Raw genomic sequence first — 16115 nt, forward strand, 5'->3', positions numbered from 1 at the left:
GCGGGTCCTACTCGGCCGCCGTCACGTCGGCGGTGAAGTGGCCGCACCAGTCCTGCGAGGCGACGACGGGCCACAGGCCCTTGGATTCCGGCGCCGGCTGGCTCACCGGCGGATTGAAGCGGCACAGGCCCTCGTCGCCCGAGGCCTGGGCGCCGTTGAGCTTGTGGTCGTCGAAGAAGCGGCAGCTCTCGCAGGAGGCGTTGGTACCGGCCATCGTCATGTCTCCGTTCGTCGTCGTGGCTGCGTGGTGGTCCGTATCGGAGGGAGCCGCGGCGTCCGCGCCGGGGCCCCCGCTGCGAGTTCTTAATTAGAACAACTAAAAAGAGACGTCAACGGACTCGGGCTCGCACGCGGCCTCGCGGCCGGTGGACGCCGGCCGGACAGGCGGGAGGAGCGGTTCGCGGTCGGGATTTGTACCCTGGCCCGGGCTGTGGTGATGTGCGGGCGCGCCGCCAAGCTGCTTCGCGCCGCCGAGCTGCTTTGCACCCCCAAGCTGCTTCGCGCCGTCGAGCGGCCCCGGTCTCGCCGCCAGGATGCGCGTTCCGGAGCCCCGCACAGGACCCGCCTTGTTCCGACTGATCTACAAGAGCGCGGCCCGCCACGAGGCGGAGGAGATGTTCCGGCCGCCCAACCTGCCTGCGATCCTGGAAGCCTCGCGCCGCCGGAACGGCGAGGCCGGCCTGACCGGCGTCCTCGTCTATACGGGGACCGGGTTCCTGCAGGTGCTGGAGGGCGGGCAGGCCGAGGTGCTCGGCGTGTTCGAGCGCCTGCTCGTGGACCGGCGCCACCGCAGCATCTCCGTCATCGAGATGGGCGAGACCGAGCGGCGCCTGTTCGGCTGCTGGTCGATGGGCTTCCTGGGCGCCTCGCCGGAGGCCGACGCGCGGCTCGAGGCCGCGCTCGGCCCGCTGCCGGGGCTGGAGCGCGATCCCGCCCGCCGGGTCGAACTCCTGCGCGCCACCCTGCTTCTGCTCGTGGACGCGCCGATCAGCCTGCTCTGGCGCGAGGGCCTGACCTGATCACGATTCCGGACGCGTGTTTCTCGGAACGGAGCCGGCGTCGTCCGGTTCACCCGGTACGGCACCCCGGCGTGCCGGACGCTCCGAGCGTTTCCTCCCGGACTCGGGCCGCCCGCGGGGCGGCTCTTTTTTTGCCCGGTCAGACGGTCAGCCGCCCTTCCTCCACCGCGTGGCAGGCCACGCCGTCGATGAGGCGGGGCACCTCGGCCCGGCAGCGCGCGTTCGCGTGCGGGCAGCGCGGGTTGAAGGTGCAGCCCGGGGGCGGGTCGATCGGGTTCGGGATCTCGCCGGACACCGGCGTGCGGGCGCGGCCGATATGGGCGAGGTCCGGCACCGCGTCGAGCAGCATGCGGGTGTAGGGGTGGCGCGGGCGCTCGAAGATCGCGGCCTTGTCGCCGACCTCCACGAGGCGCCCGAGATACATCACCCCGATCCGGCTCGCCATGTGGCGCACCACGGCGAGGTTGTGGCTGATGAACAGGTAGGTCAGCCCGAGCCGGTCCTGGAGGTCGCGCATCAGGTTGAGGATCTGGGCCTGGACGGAGACGTCGAGGGCCGAGGTCGGCTCGTCGCCGACCAGGAACTCCGCCTGGCTCGCCAGCGCCCGCGCGATGGCGATGCGCTGGCGCTGGCCGCCCGAGAAGGCGTGCGGGTACTTGGCGGCGTCGTCCGGGTGCAGGCCCACGAGTCGCAGGAGCTCGCCGACGCGTTCCCGGATCGCCGCCTCGCCCCGGACCAGGCCGAACGCCCGGATCGGCTCGGCGATGATCGCCCCGACCCGCCAGCGCGGGTTCATGGAGGCGTAGGGGTCCTGGAAGATCATCTGGATCCGCGCGCGCAGGCGTCGGCGCTCGGCCGCCTGGCGCGGATCCGTCATCGAGACCTCGGCGATGCGCACCTCACCCGCCGACGGCGGCAGCAGCCCCACCACCATCCGGGCGACCGTGGACTTGCCCGAGCCCGACTCGCCCACCAGCGCGAAGGTCTCGCCGCGCCGGATCGTGAAGTCGACTCCGTCGACCGCCTTGAGGGTCTGGCGGGGCGCGCGCTCGATCACCCGGTTGAGCCAGGGCTTCGAGACGTCGAAGACCCGGCGCAGGTCCTTCACCTCGACGTAGGCGCTCGAGCCTGCGTTCATGCGGCTTCTCCGCGCGCGTCGTAGAGGTGGCAGGCGACCCGCGTCCGCTCGACCGCGACGGGCTCGGGCCGCTCGGTGCGGCAGCGCGCGAACGCGCTCGGGCAGCGCGGGTTGAAGGCGCAGCCCGGCGGGATCGCGGTGAGCCGCGGCATGGCGCCCGGGATCTGGGTCAGGCGCTCGGCGGTGTCGCTGAGCGTCGGGATCGCGCCCATCAGGCCGCGGGCGTAGGGGTGGTGGGGGTGGCGCACCACGCTCGCCACCGGGCCGATCTCGGCGATCCGGCCCGAATACATCACGGCGACCCGGTCGGCGGCCTCGGCGATCACGCCCATGTCGTGGGTCACCAGCATCACGGCCGTGCCGCGCTCGCGGCAGAGGCGCTTGAGGAGCGTGATCACCTGGGCCTGGACCGAGACGTCGAGCGCGGTCGTCGGTTCGTCGGCGATGATCAGCTCGGGCTCGGCCGCGAGCGCCAGGGCGATCACCACGCGCTGGCGCATGCCGCCCGAGAACTCGTGCGGGTAGCCGTCGATGCGCCGCTCGGGCGCCGGGATGCCGACCTCGGTGAGAAGGTCGATCGCCCGCGCCCGGGCGGCCTTGGCGGAGAGGTCGGTATGGGTGCGGATCGTCTCCACGATCTGCTCGCCGACCCGGTAGAGCGGGTCGAGGGAGGTGAGCGGATCCTGGAAGATCATGCCGATGCGCCGGCCCCGGACGCGCCGCATCTTCTCGGGCGGCAGGTCGTCGATGCGCTCGCCCCGCAGGCGGATCTCGCCCCCGGCGATGCGGCCGGGTGGGTCGATCAGGCCGATCACGGCCGAGCCCGTCACCGACTTGCCGGCCCCGGACTCGCCGACGACGCCCAGGATCTCGCCCCGGGCGATGTCGAACGACACGCCGTCGATAGCGGTCAGCGTGCCTCGGCGCGTCTCGAAGACGACGCGCAGGTCGCGCACGGAGAGGACGGTCTCGGTCATTGCAGCTTCGGGTTCAGCGCGTCGCGCAGCCAGTCGCCCAGCAGGTTGATGGCGATGACGAGGCCGGCGAGCGCCACGCCCGGAAAGGCCACCACCCACCACTCGCCGGAGAACAGGAACTTGTTGCCGGTGCGGATCAGCGTGCCGAGCGAGGGCATCGTCTCGGGCAGGCCGGTGCCGAGGAAGGAGAGCGTCGCCTCGGTGATGATCGCCAGCGCGAGGTTGATGGTGGCGATCACGAAGACCGGCCCGGTCACGTTCGGCAGCACGTGCCGGAGCATGATCACCGGCGAGGACAGGCCGATGAGGCGGGCGGCCTGCACGTAGTCCTTGCCGCGCTCCACCATCACGGAGGAGCGCACGGTGCGGGCGTACTGCACCCAGAACGAGAGCCCGATCGAGACCACGATGAGCAGGATGGTGGCGTTGGTGTCGAGCGCGCTGCCGAAGGAGGCCTTGGCGACGCCGTCCACCACCAGCGCGATCAGGATCGCCGGGAAGGTGAGCTGCACGTCGGCGACGCGCATGATGATCGTGTCGAGCACGCCGCCGAAATAGCCGGCGACGAGCCCGAGGGCGATGCCGAGCGTGCCCGAGACGAGCACCCCCAGCATCCCGACGATCAGCGAGAGGCGCAGGCCGTAGAGCACCGCCGAGAGCACGTCGCGGCCCTGGTCGTCGGTGCCGATGAGGAAGGGCGCCTGCCCCTCCGCGTTCCAGAGCGGCGGCAGGTTCGAGTTGATGAGGTCGAGCTGGGCCGGGTCGTAGGGGTTCTGCGGCGCGATCCAGGGGGCGGCGAAGGCCAGCGCGAACATCAGCACGGTGGCGACGAAGGCGACCATGGCCGTCTTCGAGCGGCGGAAGCTCGCCCAGAGATCGGAATCGAGGAAGCGCGCGAGCCGCGAGAGGGGGCGTCCCGGCCGGGTCGCGGTGGCGTCGTCCGTCGCGGCACTCATGCGGCGCGCCCCACGCTGGTGCGGAGCCTCGGATCGACCACCGTGTAGAGGAGGTCGACCACGAGGTTGATGGTGACGAAGATCGCCGCGACGAGCAGCAGGTAGGCCGACATGATCGGGATATCGACGTTCTGCACAGCCTGCACGAAGAGGAGGCCCATGCCCGGCCACTGGAACACCGTCTCGGTGATGATCGAGAAGGCGATGACCGAGCCGAGCTGGAGCCCCGCGATGGTGATGACGGGCACCAGCGTGTTCTTCAGGGCGTGGCCGAGATGGATGGCGCGGGTGGTGAGCCCACGGGCGCGGGCGAAGCGGATGTAGTCGGTGCGCAGCACCTCCAGCATCTCGGCCCGGACGAGGCGCATGATCAGGGTCATCTGGTAGAGGCCCAGCGTCACCGAGGGCAGGATCAGGGCCTTCAGCCCCGAGACGGTGAGGAAGCCCGTGGTCCAGCCCCCGATCCGCACGGTGTCGCCGCGCCCGTAGGATGGGAGCCAGCCGAGCGTGACCGAGAACAGGAAGATCAGCAGGATGCCGATCAGGAAGGTCGGCAGCGAGACGCCGACGAGCGAGATCGCCTGGAACAGCTTGGCGAGGAATGTGTCCCGCCGGAGCGCGCAGTAGACCCCCATCAGGATGCCGACGCCGAGCGCGAACAGCGTGGCGCAGAAGGCGAGTTCCAGCGTGGCCGGGATGCGCTCGGAGAGCAGCGCCGTCACCGGCTGGCGGAACTGGTAGGAGATGCCGAAATCGCCCCTGAGCACGTTGCCGGCGTAGCGCCCGAACTGCACCAGCATCGGGTCGTCCAAGCCGAGCGATTTGCGGATCTCGGCCCGCTCGGAGACCGGCGTGTCCGGCCCGACGATCTGGTTCACGGGGTCGCCCGCGAACCGGAACATGGCGAAGGCGATCAGGCCGACCACGCCCAGCACCACGAAGGCCTGGGCGAGGCGGCGGATCAGGAACGCGAGCACGCTCGATGCCTCAGGGCTTCTTCGACACCCAGTAGAGGTAGAGGTAGTTGTCCGGCCGCTGGGTCAGCGTGATCTTCTTCGACACGCCCCAGGCGAGGGCCTGCTGGTGCAGCGGGATGTAGCCCCAGTCTGCCTGGATCGTGTCGAAGCCCTCCTTGATCTGGGCGTCGCGCCGGGTCTTGTCGGTCTCCTGCTCGACCTTGTCGGCGATCTCGTCGATCTTCGGGTTGCAGTAATTGCCCAGGTTCCAGCCGCCGCGGCCGGATTTCGGGTCGTTCCGGCAGCCCGCGATCTCGTACAGGATGTTGTGGCTGTCCTGCGAGGAGGGCGTCCAGCCGACGAGGTAGAACGAGGTGTCGTAGGCGGGAGCCAGCACCTTGGCGAAGTATTTGGCCTTGGGCTGGGCGTTGAGGTTCACCTTCACGCCCACCCGGGCGAGCATCGAGACCACGGCTTGGCAGATCGCCTCGTCGTTGACGTAGCGGTCGTTCGGGCAGTCCATCGTGAGGGTGAACCCGTCCGGGTAGCCCGCCTCGGCGAGCAGCGCCTTGGCCTTCTTGGCGTCGGCGGCGGGCCGCTTGAACTCGCCCGAGCGGTCGTAGAGCGAGGGCGCGATGAGGAGCGCCGAGGGCGTCGCCTGACCCCGCATCACGCGCTTGGCGATCGTGTCCTCGTCGATGGCGAGGTAGAAGGCCTCGCGCACGCGCTTGTCCTTGAACGGGTTCTTGCCCTTGACGCTCGAATCCTTCAGCTCGTCGCGCCACTGGTCCATGCCGAGGAAGATCGTGCGCAGCTCGGGGCCGGCCATGACGACGGCGTTGCCGCTCGATTCCACGCGCGGCTGGTCCTGGAGCGGCACGGGGTCGATCCAGTCGACCTCGCCGGAGAGGAGGGCGGCGACGCGGGTGGCCGAGTTGCCGATCGTGGTGAAGACCGCCTCGTCGAGGTTCGACTCGACCTTGCCCCAGTAGCCGGGGAACTTCTTGAACACCGTGCGCACGCCCGGCTGGTGCTCGGTGATCATGAAGGGCCCGGTGCCGTTCTCGTTGAGCGCGGCGTAGCTCGGGGAGGTGGCGGTCGGGGCCGAGGGCTGGACGGCGTTGTTCTTCTCCGCCCAGGTCTTCGACATGATGTACCAGGTCGGAAACTGGGCGATCGCGATCGGATTCGGGGTCTTCAGCTTCATGTCGACGGTGTAGTCGTCGACCTTCACGAACTCGGCGTCGCCCGGCACGTTCGTCTGGAAGTTCGAGCCCGGCGCGCGCACGCGGCTCGCCGAGAAGATCACGTCGTCGGCGGTGAAGGGCGAGCCGTCGTGGAACGTGACGCCCTTGCGCAGGTGGAAGCGCCAGCGCGTCGGCTCCGGGTTCTCCCAGGACTCGGCGAGCTGGGGCGCGAACTTCATGTCCTTGTCGCGCATCACCAGGGCCTCGTAGACGGCCCCGTGCATGCCGATCGTGAAGGTTTCCTTCAGCGAGTAGGGATCGAGCGACTTGATGTCGCCCTGGAAGGCGAAGCGGAAGACGTTCTGGGCCTGCGCGAGGGACGAGCCCCCGAGAAGTCCCAGGGCAAGTCCGGTGGCGAGCAGCGCGTTCTTCATCGTCACAGCATCACACCGCATGCGCATCATGTCCACGTTTCCACTGAGGGGGATCGGTCCGAGGACCGGGGAGAACCTTCACGGGTATGCGGAACTTGTGCCAGCAAGCTTGAGCGATGTGCAACCGGGCTTTGCGCCCGCCGCCCCGGGGGCGCCCCGCGCGTCGCGGGTGCCGGGTGGCATGCCCCGGGATCCCGCCTCGCGACTCGCGTGTGGATGCATGCCGTGGCCGGGAACCGGGATCGAAGAACGGACCGCCCCAAGCACGATCCCCAAGCACGATCACGTGTCGTGGAAAGCCCTGCGGCCCGTACCGGAGCGTTATCGTGATGGAAATTTCTGTGAGAGCGTCGCACCAAATGCGTTTTGCCGGCCCATTCGACTATGGGCTGTCTTGACGGATCGGTGATCTTGCCCTTTGTCTCAGGCCGTTGTGGTCGGGAGGTCGTCGTGTCGGAGAATGATGAAGTTTTAGGAACGGATCAGATCGAGCTGACGGTTGATATCGTCTCGGCTTATGTCTCGAACAACCACATCCAGGCCGTCGATCTTCCTGCGCTGATCGGCACCGTTCACGCGGCGCTCAGCGATCTCTCGAAGCCGGCCGAGGCGGTGGAGGCTCCCGTCGAGAAGCTCACCCCGGCCCAGATCCGCAAGTCGATCACGCCGGATGCCCTGGTCAGCTTCATCGACGGCAAGCCCTACAAGACGCTGAAGCGGCACCTCACGAAGCACGGGATGGATTTCCAGGCCTACCGCCAGCGCTTCGGCCTGCCGGCCGACTACCCGGCCACCGCCGCGAGCTACTCGGCCAAGCGCTCCGAGCTCGCCCGCAGCCTGGGTCTCGGCCGCAAGAGCGAGGCCGCTGCCCGGGAGGCCGAGCCGGTCGAGACGGTCTCCGAGGCCCCGGCGGAGGCGCCGAAGACGCGCGGCCGCCGCAGCAAGCCGGCCGAGGCCGCCGCGCCCGCCAAGGGCCGCGGCCGGAAGAAGTCCGCGGCCGAGGCCGCCGAGTAGGACGGTTCGGAACGCACGGGGCGCTCTGCCGCCGCGCCGGACGCGGGAGCCTCGGCTCCCGCGTCCGGCCAGCGAGGTCTATCGGCCGAACAGGCTCTGCGCCACGGCGGGCAGGCGGTCCTGCCGGCTGCCCGCCACCACGACGAGGCGGCGCACCTCGCCCCGCAGGAAGGCCTGCAGGAAGCGGTCGTAGTTTCGGAAGACGACGCAGCCGTTCGAGGCGCCGCTCGGCCCGAGCATGTAGGTGTGGGCCAGAAGGCCGACCCGGTTGTGCACCGCGCCGCTCCCGCCGACCGGGTTGAGCCGGATCGCCCGGACCCCGTGGAACAGCGCCTCGCGCTCGGTCAGCAGATAGGTGCCGGGCGGCGTCGCGCCGCGCATCGTCTGGTGGACGAGCTTCGGGTTGTCCTGCGCGGGGCCGAGGCCGGAATGGGCCTCCAGAACCTCGCCGCTCGGCAGGGTCACGGTGCGGGCGGTGATGTCGTAGATCGCGGTGGCCTCGGCCGAGGGCTCGGGCACCAGCGTCCGGCGCGGGAGCGCCGCCGCGGGATCGCGGTCCAGCGCGGCGTACGCCATGGCCGGCTCCGGGCGATCCGCCGCCGGCCGCGTCCCGAACACCGCGTCGAAGAACGAGCGCTCGGCCGAGGCGTCGGACTGCGCGCGTGCCTGGGCCGCGGCCTGTTGCTGCGCCCGCGCGGCGAGCCTCTGCCGCGCCGCGATGCGCGGGCCCTGCGCGTCGGGGCGCAATTCGGCCGGGCGCGGCATCGGCAGCGGCACAATCTGCTCGGCGAGCCGGGCCGGGGCCGCCGCCTGCGGGGCCGGGGCCGCCACGGGCTTCGGCGGCGCCGCGACCGGCGGCCGTGCCTCGGCCACGAGAGCGGCCACGAGAGCGGGCGCGGGACGCGGGGACGGCGCGAAGGCGCCGGAGGGCGGGGCGGACGCCGAGAGGGTGCGCGTGCCGGACCCGAGGATCGGCGTCGGATCGAGCATCCAGGCGGTGCGGGCAGGCGCGGCCCTCGGCGGGTCGGCGGGACGCGTGCCCGCCTGCGCGGCGATCCGGGCCGCCTGGACCTGCTCGGTGCGGGGCGTGCTCGCCTCCGGGCGCGGATCCGTGGGGCCGGGCTCGGGCATGTAGAAGCGCGCGAGGACCGCGCAGGCCATCGTCACGGCCGCGGCCGGCCCCAGGAACCTGCCCCGGGGCCGGTGGCGCTGCCGGCGGACTCGGTGCGCGGAGGGGTACGCGGGCGCGATCATGCGGGCTTACTCGGTTACGCGGGCCCCGCCCGGGCGCGTTCGGCCGGCCGCCGCTCGACGGGCGAGCGGACGGGGGCGGCCGCGGCGGCCTGTTCGGGAAACATCAACCTTGACGGAAGCCTATTGAGCGGCCGGCTTGGTTAATCTTCGGATAAGCCGCGCGCCGTTTCGCGGATCGTCGTGCCGCCCTCAGCGCCGGGGCGTGCCGAACCAGGACGAGACCGGATCGAGCACGTAGGCGGCGACCGAGGCCGCCCAGCTGCGCGCACGGGCGCCGAGCGAACGCTCCGCCTGCGTCCCCCCGCGCGCGCTCATCAGCGCCGTCACCAGGGCGTCCTCGCGCTCCCGGCAGGCGTCCAGGGCGTTGCGCTGGTCGCCCATTCGGCTCTGCCCGGCGGGCTGGTGGCTGTAGGCCTCCCGAAGGCACTGGTGCCAGGCCTGCTCCAGGCGCTCGACATGGCCCGGCGCCGGCCCCGGGCCGGCGCTGAGGCCGAACGACGGGCCGGCGGCGAGGAGGCCGGCAAGGAGGCCAGCGAGGAGGCCGGAAAGGGCCGGGACGAGGCTGAGCACGGGGCGGCGCATGCCCGACCTATCGCCGATTCGCCCTCCGCAGGGCAAGAACGAAGGGGCAACAGCAGGAGCCGGCCCGCGACGGCGCGGCGTCGAACGGACTACATCCGCCGATCCAGGCATTAATTCCAGCGCTCCGCTGTCCTCCGCCCGCTTTGGAGCCAGGATCTCCCCGGACAGCGGGGGATGCCATGCAGGCGGAACGGCGGGACGGGATGCGGACCGAGATCGCGATCGTGGGCGGCGGCCTCGCCGGCTCGCTCGCTGCCGCCATGCTCGGCCGGGCGGGCCGCGACGTGGTCCTGATCGATCCGCACGCGGTCTACCCGCCCGATTTCCGCTGCGAGAAGCTGGAGCAGGGCCATCTCGAGGTCCTGCGCCGCACCGGGCTGGCGGGTGCGGTGATCCGGGCCGCGACCCATGCCGACACGCTCTGGATCGCCCGCTTCGGCCGCGTCGTCGACAAGGTGCCCTTCCACCAGTACGGCCTCGCCTACGACCGGCTCGTCAACACGGTGCGGGCCGAGATCCCCTCCTCGGTCCGGATGCTTCGGACGGTCGCCGAGGCGGTCGAGCCGGATCCGGTGAGCCCGCGCGTGCGCCTGCCCGGCGGCGGCACGGTCGAGGCGCGCCTCGTGGTCCTGGCGAGCGGGCTGAACTGGAACCTGCGCGAGGGGCTCGGGATCCGCCGGGACCTCGTCAGCGCCTGCCACTCGGTGACCGTCGGGTTCGACCTCGAGCGCGCCGACGGCCTGCCCTTCGCCTTTCCGGGCCTGCAGTACAATCCCGAGCGCTACGACCGGGGCCTCGCCTACCTGACCCTGTTCCGGATCGGCGAGAGCATGCGGGCCAACCTCTTCCTCTACCAGCCCCTGCGCAGCCCCTGGCTGGCGCAGTTCCGGGCCGATCCGGACGCGGCCCTGCGCGGCCTGATGCCGAGGCTGGAGCGCCTGATCGGCCCCTACCGGGTGGCGGGTCCGGTCAAGGTCCGGCCGACGGACCTGCACGCCTCGCACGGCATCGAGAAGCCGGGCGTCGTGCTGGCGGGAGACGCTTTCGCGACGCCCTGCCCCGCCACCGGCACGGGCTCGCTCAAGGTGTTCACCGACGTCGAGCGGCTCTGCAACCACCACGTCCCGGCCTGGCTCGCCACGCCCGGCATGGGCGTCGAGAAGATCGCCACCTTCTACGCCGACCCGGTCAAGCGGACCTGCGACGCCTTCTCGGCCGCCAAGGCGTTCGATCTGCGCGCGCTCTCGACCGGGTCCGGCCTCGTCTGGTCCCTCCGGCGCTGGCTGCGCTTCTACCTGCGCCTCGCGCGCTGGAACCTGCGCCGGACCCTGCGGGCGCCGCTGGCCTGGACGGAGCGCGCCGAGGTGCGGGGCGCCGACGCGACCTGAGCGGAGGGGGGCGGGGCGGACCGCAGGTCGCGGCCGGCGGCACCATTCCGCCAGAATGCCGTGCTGCAGTGCACCCGAGCCCCTCCCGCCCGGAGTCCCCGAACGATGCTGCGCCCGACCGCCCTCCTCCTGCTCCTCGCCGCGCCGGCTGCCGCCGCCGAGCCGATCAGCGGCCATCCGACCGTGATCGACGGCGACACGATCGAGCTGCAGGGCCGGCGCATCGACCTCTACGGGATCGACGCACCCGAGGCGGCGCAGGCCTGCGAGACCGCGGTCGGAGCGCCCTACCGCTGCGGCCAGGCCGCGGCGGCGGCTCTGCGCCAGCGGATCGGCCCCCACGCGGTCGCCTGCGAGCCGCAGGGCCCCGCCGCGAAGGAGCGCGTGACGGCGCTCTGCAGCATCGGCGGCGTCGATCTCTCTGCCTGGATGGTCGGGCACGGCCACGCCCTCGCGCTCCGGCAGGCCGCCGAGGGCTACATCCCCCAGGAGCGCAAGGCCTGGGCGACCCGCCGGGGGATCTGGGCCGGCGTGTTCGAGGAGCCGGCGGACTGGCGCCAGGCCCAGCGCCGGGCGAAGGCCCTGGCGAGCGCGCAGGCGGGCGAGTGAGGCGCGCGGCGTAGGCCGCGGCGCTCTCAGAGCGGCGCGCGGCGCGTGTGTGTCCTGGGCTTGACCGCGCGGGTCCTCGCCGCGGAGGCGAGGCGGTGCCGGCTCGCCCGGGCCGGGATCGCCGCGCGCTCGGGCGGCGGACGGTCGTGGATGTCGCCGAAATAGTCGGCGCCGCTCATCCCGAAGGCGCCGCCGGCCACGGGGCCGTCCATCGTCTGCGCCGAGGCGGGCGCGGGCAGGAGGAGCAGGGCGATGAGCAGCGAGCGGTGCATGGCGACAGCATAGCCGCCGCCGGCCGGCCGCGTCGAGCCGGCCTCAGGCCGTGCGGGCCGGGTCGGAGGGGCGGCCGAACAAGGCGCCGAGGGCGTCGGCATCGTCCGCGACCGTGACTGCGCCGGCCGCGTAGAGGGCGCCGGGAACGTGGTAGCCCCAGCCGACCCCGACCGCCGCCGCGCCCGCCGCGACCGCCATGGCCATATCGTAGGAGGTGTCGCCGACCATCACGGTCGCGCCGGCATCGAGCCCGGTCTCGGCCATGGCTTGGAGCAGCATCGCGGGGTCGGGCTTGGAGGGGGCGTCGTCGGCGGTCTGGGTGGTGCTGAACCAGCCCTCCCAGCCCTGGACCTCGAGCAGGTGGTTCACGCCGCGCCGCGACTTGCCGGTGGCGATCCCGAGCAGCACGTCGTCCCGCGCGTGCAGCCGCGCGAGGAGGTCACCCATGCCGGGAAACAGCGGCTCCTCGTAGTTCGGGTCGAGACGCAGGGTCTGGAAGGCGCGCTTGTAGCTCTCGGAGAGGGACTGGACCGGGCCGTCCTCGCCGACCAGCCGACGGAAGGCCTGTGGCAGGGACAGGCCCACGACCGAGAGCGCCTCCGTGCGCCCGGGGGCCTGCATGCCGTGCTCGGCGAAGGCCATGCCCTGCGCGGCCACGATGAGGTGCTGGCTGTCGACGAGCGTGCCGTCGACGTCGAAGACGATGAGCTTCACGGCCGGGCGCGGCTCCGCCTCCTGAGGACCCTCATGGCCGCGGCCCGGGCTGGGCGGCGGCCGGCTGGCGCGGACGCTCGTATCCGAGCCGGCAGCGGATGAGAAAACGGCGGCGCTTGCCGCCGTGCAGGCCGCGCTGGTGCGAGGCCCGGTTGCAGCTCGCGTAGGAGCGGCGTCGGCGCTCGGCCCGGGTACCGCCGGGAGCCGGCCGCGCCTGTCCGGCCTGAGGCGCCTGTGGTTGCGCAGGCGGCTGTGCCTGGGGTTGCGCCTGGGGTTGCGCCTGGGGCGCCTGTTGTGTCTGCGGCGCCGGCCCGCCCTGCGGGGCCTGCGGCGGCTGGGCCTGCGCCGGCTGGCCCGGCGCCGCGGCCCGCAGCGCCACGTGGCTCGGTGCGGCGGCGGGAGCCTGCGGCGCCCTGCCCGGCTGCTGGGCCGCGGCGAAGGTCGCCGATCCGAGCAGGCTCAGTGCGGCGAGCCAGGACAGCGTCGCGTGCTTCATGTCGATGAGGTCTCACCGGGCGCTTCACGGGCAGGCGCGGGGCCCCGCCGGGAGCCGGGCCGCCGATCGTCCCGCAGGATATTGGTCACACCGGCCTCTTGCCAAGGCGGCGGGGTGACAGAGGCCCCGCCAGGCTCCGATCCTTCGGGGCGTCGATCCGTCGAGGCATCAATCCTCCGGCGCGTCGACCACCGGGTCGTAGCGGCCGGCGTCGAAGCCGAGCAGGTTCCAGCTCTGCGCCATGTGGGGCGGCAGCGGCGCGCTGACGTCCACCGGCCGGCCGGTGCGCGGGTGCGGGATCACGATCCTGCGGGCCAGCAGGTGCAGCCGGTTCTGGATGCCGCCGGGCAGCGCCCAGTTCTCGACGTCGAAGTATTTCGGGTCGCCGACGATCGGGTGGCCGATATGGGCGGCGTGCGCCCGCAGCTGGTGGGTGCGCCCCGTCACCGGCTTGAACGAGATCCAGGACAGCTTCTGCGCCACCTGATCGACCATCGCGTAGTAGGTGAGCGCGTGCGCGGCCCCCTCCTCACCGTGCTTGGCCACCCGCATGCGGGCGTCGGCCTCGGTCGGCTCGTCCTTCACCAGATAGGTCGAGACCCGGCCCTGGCGCACCTTCGGCACGCCGGCGGTGAGCGCCCAGTAGATCTTGCGCGCCGCGCGCGAGCGGAAGCTCTTGGCGAGCGTCGCCGCCGCGAGCCGGGTCTTGGCGACGATGAGGCAGCCCGCCGTGTCCTTGTCGAGCCGGTGGACGAGGCGCGGCTTCTGCCCGTCCGGGCCGGTGAGCGCCTCGAGCAGGCCGTCCACGTGCCGCACGGTGCCGGACCCGCCCTGAACCGCGAGGCCGAAGGGCTTGTTCAGCACCATCATGTCCTGGTCCTCGTAGAGGATCAGCGAGCGCAGGAACTCGGCGTCGTCGCGGTCGCGCACGGGGTTGCGCGGGCGCGCGGCGTCCGCGTCGAGCTTCAGGGGGGGCACGCGCACGCTCTGGCCCGGCGCCAGCCGCTCCTGCGCCTTCGCGCGCTTGCCGTCGATCCGGAGCTCGCCCTTGCGCACGAGGCTCTGGATCCGGGTGAAGGGAAGCTGGGGAAACCGCGCGGTGAGGAAGCGGTCGACCCGCATCCCGTCCTCGTCGGGCTCCACGGTCAGGGTCTGCACGCCGGAGGCCAGGGTGGCGGAGGCCGCCGCCCGCTGCTCGCGCCGGCTCGGGGCCGTCGGTGCGGCGGGTGCGGGCGCCGCCTCGGCGCGGCGGGCCGGGGCACGCCCGGCCGCGGTCCTGGCCGCCGGCTTCGCAGCAGCCTTGGCGTTCGCCGGCCTAACGGCTGCCGGTCTGGCGCGGGGCGCCGGGCCGGCGGGTTCCGCCTCGACCGGCGACCAGGGGGCGCGGGCGTCGCGCTCGTCGCCGCGCAGCTGCGCCGCGCGCTGGGCCGCGTCGAGGGCGCTGCTGCGCGGGCCGGTGCGGGCGCGCTCCGGCCGGCCCTGGCCCGGCCGGGGTCCGCGGCTCGCGCCGCGGCCGGCCGCGCCCTTCGGCGGTCCCTTCGGCGGTCCCTTCGGCGGTCCCTTCGGCGGTCCCTTCGGCGGTCCCTTGGGCGGACCTTTGTCCGCGCTGGAGCCGCGACCGCCCTTGCCGGGCCCGCCGCGATGGGGAGGCTTCGTCGTCATGGGCCGCTGCTATCATTCGGGCCCGACGGCGACAATTCGCGGACGGGCGATTCTCAGGCGCCCCGGCGCGCCGCCTCGATCGTCAGGCCGACGCCGACCGAGCCGAAGGTGTCGCCCGCGACCACCCGCGCGCCCGGCACGCAGGCGGTGAGCGCGGAGCGCACATGCGGCAGGCCGGTCGAGCCGCCGGTGAGGAACAGCGCGTCGATGCGCTCCGCCCCGATCCCGGCCTGCGCGAGGCAGCGCCCGACCCGCTCGGCGATACGCTCGGCAAGGCTTCCCGTCTGCGCGCCGAGGCTCGCCCGGTCGACCGCCGCGCCGAGGCCCCGCTCCACGAAGCCGAGGTCGAGGGTCGCGGCGCCCCTGTCGCTGGCGCCGATCTTGGCGCCCTCGACCGCGATGGCGAGGCCGTGGCCGCGCTCGGCCTCGACCACGCTGTAGAGCCGGTCGATCAGCTCCGGCCGGGCGGCGTCGCGGCGGGTCTCCTCGATCTCCCGCAGGGTCTTCGAGTTGTAGAGCCGGTTGATGCTCGACCACGTAGCGAGGTCGTGGAAGTAGGCGTTCGGCACGGCGAGGTCGCCGCGCTTCATCGGGCTGCCGAGCCCGAGCAGCGGCATCACCGTGCCGAGGCTGAGCATCCGGTCGAAATCGGTGCCGCCGATGCGCACGCCGTCGTTGGCCAGGATGTCGTCGGCGCGCTCCGCCTTGGCGTGGCGCTCGGGCGACAGGCGCACGATCGAGAAGTCCGAGGTGCCGCCGCCGATATCGGCGATCAGCGCGATCTCCTCGGCGCGCACGCCCTGCTCGTAGTCGAGGGCGGCGGCGATCGGCTCGTACTGGAACGACACGTTCCGGAAGCCGATCGATTCTGCGATCTCGCGCAGCGTCGCCTCCGCCCGGCGGTCGCCCTCCGGGTCGCCGTCCACGAAGTGGACCGGGCGGCCGTGCACCACCGTGTCGAAGCCGGTGCCCGCTTCCTGTTCGGCCCGCGCCTTCACGGCGGCGAGGTAGCGGGCGATGACGTCGCGGAAGCGCAGGCGCTCGCGGCCGAGCGGCGTGGTCTCCTCGACGAGGCCGGAGCCCAGCACCGATTTGAGGCTGCGCATCAGCCGGCCCGGCACGCCCTCGACATAGGCCTCGGTGGCGGCGCGGCCGATGATCGGGGGGCGTCCGGGCGCGAAGAAGATCGCGGAGGGCACCGTGAGGTGGCGTCCTTCGAGGGGCACGAGCGCGGGGCGGCCCTCGACGGTCCGGCCGAGGGTGGTGTTCGAGGTGCCGAAATCGAGGCCGCAGGCCGCCATCAACGCTCTCCGGCGCAGGATCTGTGGATCGGTGGGGTAAGGGCCGGCCGCTCTACAGGCCGCGTCCGGTCCGGTCCAGAGCCCGCGGCGCGGGATGGCTCAGCGCACGGTGGCCGGGGGCGGACAGTCCGGGATTCCAAAGGGTCGTGACCCTT

Annotated in this window: 17 protein-coding genes; 4 read left to right on the top strand and 13 right to left on the bottom strand. The window is 72.6% G+C overall.

Annotated elements, in window-relative coordinates:
* Positions 1-7: 7 nt before the first annotated feature.
* Positions 8-214, bottom strand: coding sequence for a hypothetical protein (locus MFF56_RS16630; RefSeq protein ID WP_066921646.1), 207 nt, complete (start codon positions 212-214; stop codon positions 8-10).
* A 352-nt stretch (positions 215-566) separates the two neighbouring features.
* Between MFF56_RS16630 and MFF56_RS16635 the strand changes: the two genes are divergently transcribed.
* Positions 567-1019, top strand: coding sequence for a BLUF domain-containing protein (locus tag MFF56_RS16635; protein ID WP_066921633.1), 453 nt, complete (start codon positions 567-569; stop codon positions 1017-1019).
* Positions 1020-1158: 139 nt separating this feature from the next.
* On the opposite strand, the gene MFF56_RS16640 is transcribed toward MFF56_RS16635, so the two are convergent.
* From MFF56_RS16640 to MFF56_RS16660, 5 genes are read right to left on the bottom strand one after another with little or no spacing between them, the layout of a single operon-like run.
* Positions 1159-2157 (bottom strand): ABC transporter ATP-binding protein, encoded by a 999-nt coding sequence (locus MFF56_RS16640; RefSeq protein WP_066921635.1) that lies wholly within the window; start codon positions 2155-2157, stop codon positions 1159-1161.
* The gene (locus MFF56_RS16645) at positions 2154-3134 is read right to left on the bottom strand and encodes an ABC transporter ATP-binding protein (RefSeq protein ID WP_066921637.1); all 981 of its coding nucleotides are present in this window, start codon (positions 3132-3134) and stop codon (positions 2154-2156) included. Before MFF56_RS16645 ends, MFF56_RS16640 begins: the two co-directional genes overlap by 4 nt.
* Positions 3131-4090: an ABC transporter permease gene (locus MFF56_RS16650; protein WP_066921639.1), complete on the bottom strand. Its 960-nt coding sequence runs from the start codon at positions 4088-4090 to the stop codon at positions 3131-3133. The genes MFF56_RS16645 and MFF56_RS16650 overlap by 4 nt, the downstream gene beginning before the upstream one ends.
* A complete protein-coding gene (locus tag MFF56_RS16655) occupies positions 4087-5067 on the bottom strand; it encodes an ABC transporter permease (protein ID WP_066921641.1) in 981 nt (326 codons plus the stop codon). Before MFF56_RS16655 ends, MFF56_RS16650 begins: the two co-directional genes overlap by 4 nt.
* 10 nt (positions 5068-5077) lie before the next feature.
* Positions 5078-6667, bottom strand: a complete 1590-nt coding sequence (locus MFF56_RS16660; protein ID WP_082773001.1) for an ABC transporter substrate-binding protein — start codon at positions 6665-6667, stop codon at positions 5078-5080.
* 450 nt (positions 6668-7117) lie between these two features.
* Between MFF56_RS16660 and MFF56_RS16665 the strand changes: the two genes are divergently transcribed.
* Entirely contained in the window at positions 7118-7681 is a 564-nt protein-coding gene (locus MFF56_RS16665) for a Ros/MucR family transcriptional regulator (RefSeq protein ID WP_066921643.1), read from the top strand.
* A 78-nt stretch (positions 7682-7759) separates the two neighbouring features.
* Here MFF56_RS16665 and MFF56_RS16670 read toward each other — a convergent pair whose 3' ends face one another.
* Positions 7760-8935, bottom strand: coding sequence for a DUF2778 domain-containing protein (locus MFF56_RS16670; RefSeq protein WP_238230430.1), 1176 nt, complete (start codon positions 8933-8935; stop codon positions 7760-7762).
* Between the two features lie 189 nt (positions 8936-9124).
* Entirely contained in the window at positions 9125-9517 is a 393-nt protein-coding gene (locus MFF56_RS16675; protein ID WP_066926331.1) for a hypothetical protein, read from the bottom strand.
* Positions 9518-9720: 203 nt separating this feature from the next.
* Here MFF56_RS16675 and MFF56_RS16680 point away from each other — a divergent pair, with 203 nt between their 5' ends.
* A complete protein-coding gene (locus tag MFF56_RS16680) occupies positions 9721-10905 on the top strand; it encodes an FAD-dependent oxidoreductase (RefSeq protein ID WP_238230432.1) in 1185 nt (394 codons plus the stop codon).
* Between the two features lie 105 nt (positions 10906-11010).
* A complete protein-coding gene (locus tag MFF56_RS16685; protein WP_066927999.1) occupies positions 11011-11514 on the top strand; it encodes a thermonuclease family protein in 504 nt (167 codons plus the stop codon).
* A gap of 26 nt (positions 11515-11540) precedes the next feature.
* Here MFF56_RS16685 and MFF56_RS16690 read toward each other — a convergent pair whose 3' ends face one another.
* The 5 genes from MFF56_RS16690 to MFF56_RS16710 form a co-directional block, all read right to left on the bottom strand.
* Positions 11541-11786 carry a hypothetical protein gene (locus tag MFF56_RS16690; protein WP_066928001.1) on the bottom strand — a complete coding sequence of 82 codons (246 nt, stop codon included), beginning with the start codon at positions 11784-11786 and terminating at the stop codon, positions 11541-11543.
* Positions 11787-11829: 43 nt separating this feature from the next.
* The gene (locus tag MFF56_RS16695; RefSeq protein ID WP_066928003.1) at positions 11830-12501 is read right to left on the bottom strand and encodes an HAD-IA family hydrolase; all 672 of its coding nucleotides are present in this window, start codon (positions 12499-12501) and stop codon (positions 11830-11832) included.
* Positions 12502-12532: 31 nt separating this feature from the next.
* Positions 12533-12997 carry a hypothetical protein gene (locus tag MFF56_RS16700; RefSeq protein WP_238230435.1) on the bottom strand — a complete coding sequence of 155 codons (465 nt, stop codon included), beginning with the start codon at positions 12995-12997 and terminating at the stop codon, positions 12533-12535.
* A gap of 168 nt (positions 12998-13165) precedes the next feature.
* A complete protein-coding gene (locus tag MFF56_RS16705) occupies positions 13166-14659 on the bottom strand; it encodes an RluA family pseudouridine synthase (RefSeq protein WP_238230437.1) in 1494 nt (497 codons plus the stop codon).
* A 53-nt stretch (positions 14660-14712) separates the two neighbouring features.
* Positions 14713-15960 carry an Hsp70 family protein gene (locus MFF56_RS16710; protein WP_066918636.1) on the bottom strand — a complete coding sequence of 416 codons (1248 nt, stop codon included), beginning with the start codon at positions 15958-15960 and terminating at the stop codon, positions 14713-14715.
* Positions 15961-16115: the final 155 nt, after the last annotated feature.

The organism is Methylobacterium hispanicum (assembly GCF_022179285.1).
GTDB classification, from domain to species: domain Bacteria; phylum Pseudomonadota; class Alphaproteobacteria; order Rhizobiales; family Beijerinckiaceae; genus Methylobacterium; species Methylobacterium hispanicum.

What these genes read in the sequence shown, in the direction of transcription:
- MFF56_RS16645 (WP_066921637.1), bottom strand. Translation starts at nt 3,134, where the DNA reads ATGACCGAGACCGTCCTCTCCGTGCGCGACCTGCGCGTCGTCTTCGAG.
- MFF56_RS16640 (WP_066921635.1), bottom strand. Translation starts at nt 2,157, where the DNA reads ATGAACGCAGGCTCGAGCGCCTACGTCGAGGTGAAGGACCTGCGCCGG.
- MFF56_RS16670 (WP_238230430.1), bottom strand. Translation starts at nt 8,935, where the DNA reads ATGATCGCGCCCGCGTACCCCTCCGCGCACCGAGTCCGCCGGCAGCGC.
- MFF56_RS16690 (WP_066928001.1), bottom strand. Translation starts at nt 11,786, where the DNA reads ATGCACCGCTCGCTGCTCATCGCCCTGCTCCTCCTGCCCGCGCCCGCC.
- MFF56_RS16660 (WP_082773001.1), bottom strand. Translation starts at nt 6,667, where the DNA reads ATGAAGAACGCGCTGCTCGCCACCGGACTTGCCCTGGGACTTCTCGGG.
- MFF56_RS16675 (WP_066926331.1), bottom strand. Translation starts at nt 9,517, where the DNA reads ATGCGCCGCCCCGTGCTCAGCCTCGTCCCGGCCCTTTCCGGCCTCCTC.
- MFF56_RS16710 (WP_066918636.1), bottom strand. Translation starts at nt 15,960, where the DNA reads ATGGCGGCCTGCGGCCTCGATTTCGGCACCTCGAACACCACCCTCGGC.
- MFF56_RS16630 (WP_066921646.1), bottom strand. Translation starts at nt 214, where the DNA reads ATGGCCGGTACCAACGCCTCCTGCGAGAGCTGCCGCTTCTTCGACGAC.
- MFF56_RS16685 (WP_066927999.1), top strand. Translation starts at nt 11,011, where the DNA reads ATGCTGCGCCCGACCGCCCTCCTCCTGCTCCTCGCCGCGCCGGCTGCC.
- MFF56_RS16700 (WP_238230435.1), bottom strand. Translation starts at nt 12,997, where the DNA reads ATGAAGCACGCGACGCTGTCCTGGCTCGCCGCACTGAGCCTGCTCGGA.
- MFF56_RS16680 (WP_238230432.1), top strand. Translation starts at nt 9,721, where the DNA reads ATGCGGACCGAGATCGCGATCGTGGGCGGCGGCCTCGCCGGCTCGCTC.
- MFF56_RS16705 (WP_238230437.1), bottom strand. Translation starts at nt 14,659, where the DNA reads ATGACGACGAAGCCTCCCCATCGCGGCGGGCCCGGCAAGGGCGGTCGC.
- MFF56_RS16650 (WP_066921639.1), bottom strand. Translation starts at nt 4,090, where the DNA reads ATGAGTGCCGCGACGGACGACGCCACCGCGACCCGGCCGGGACGCCCC.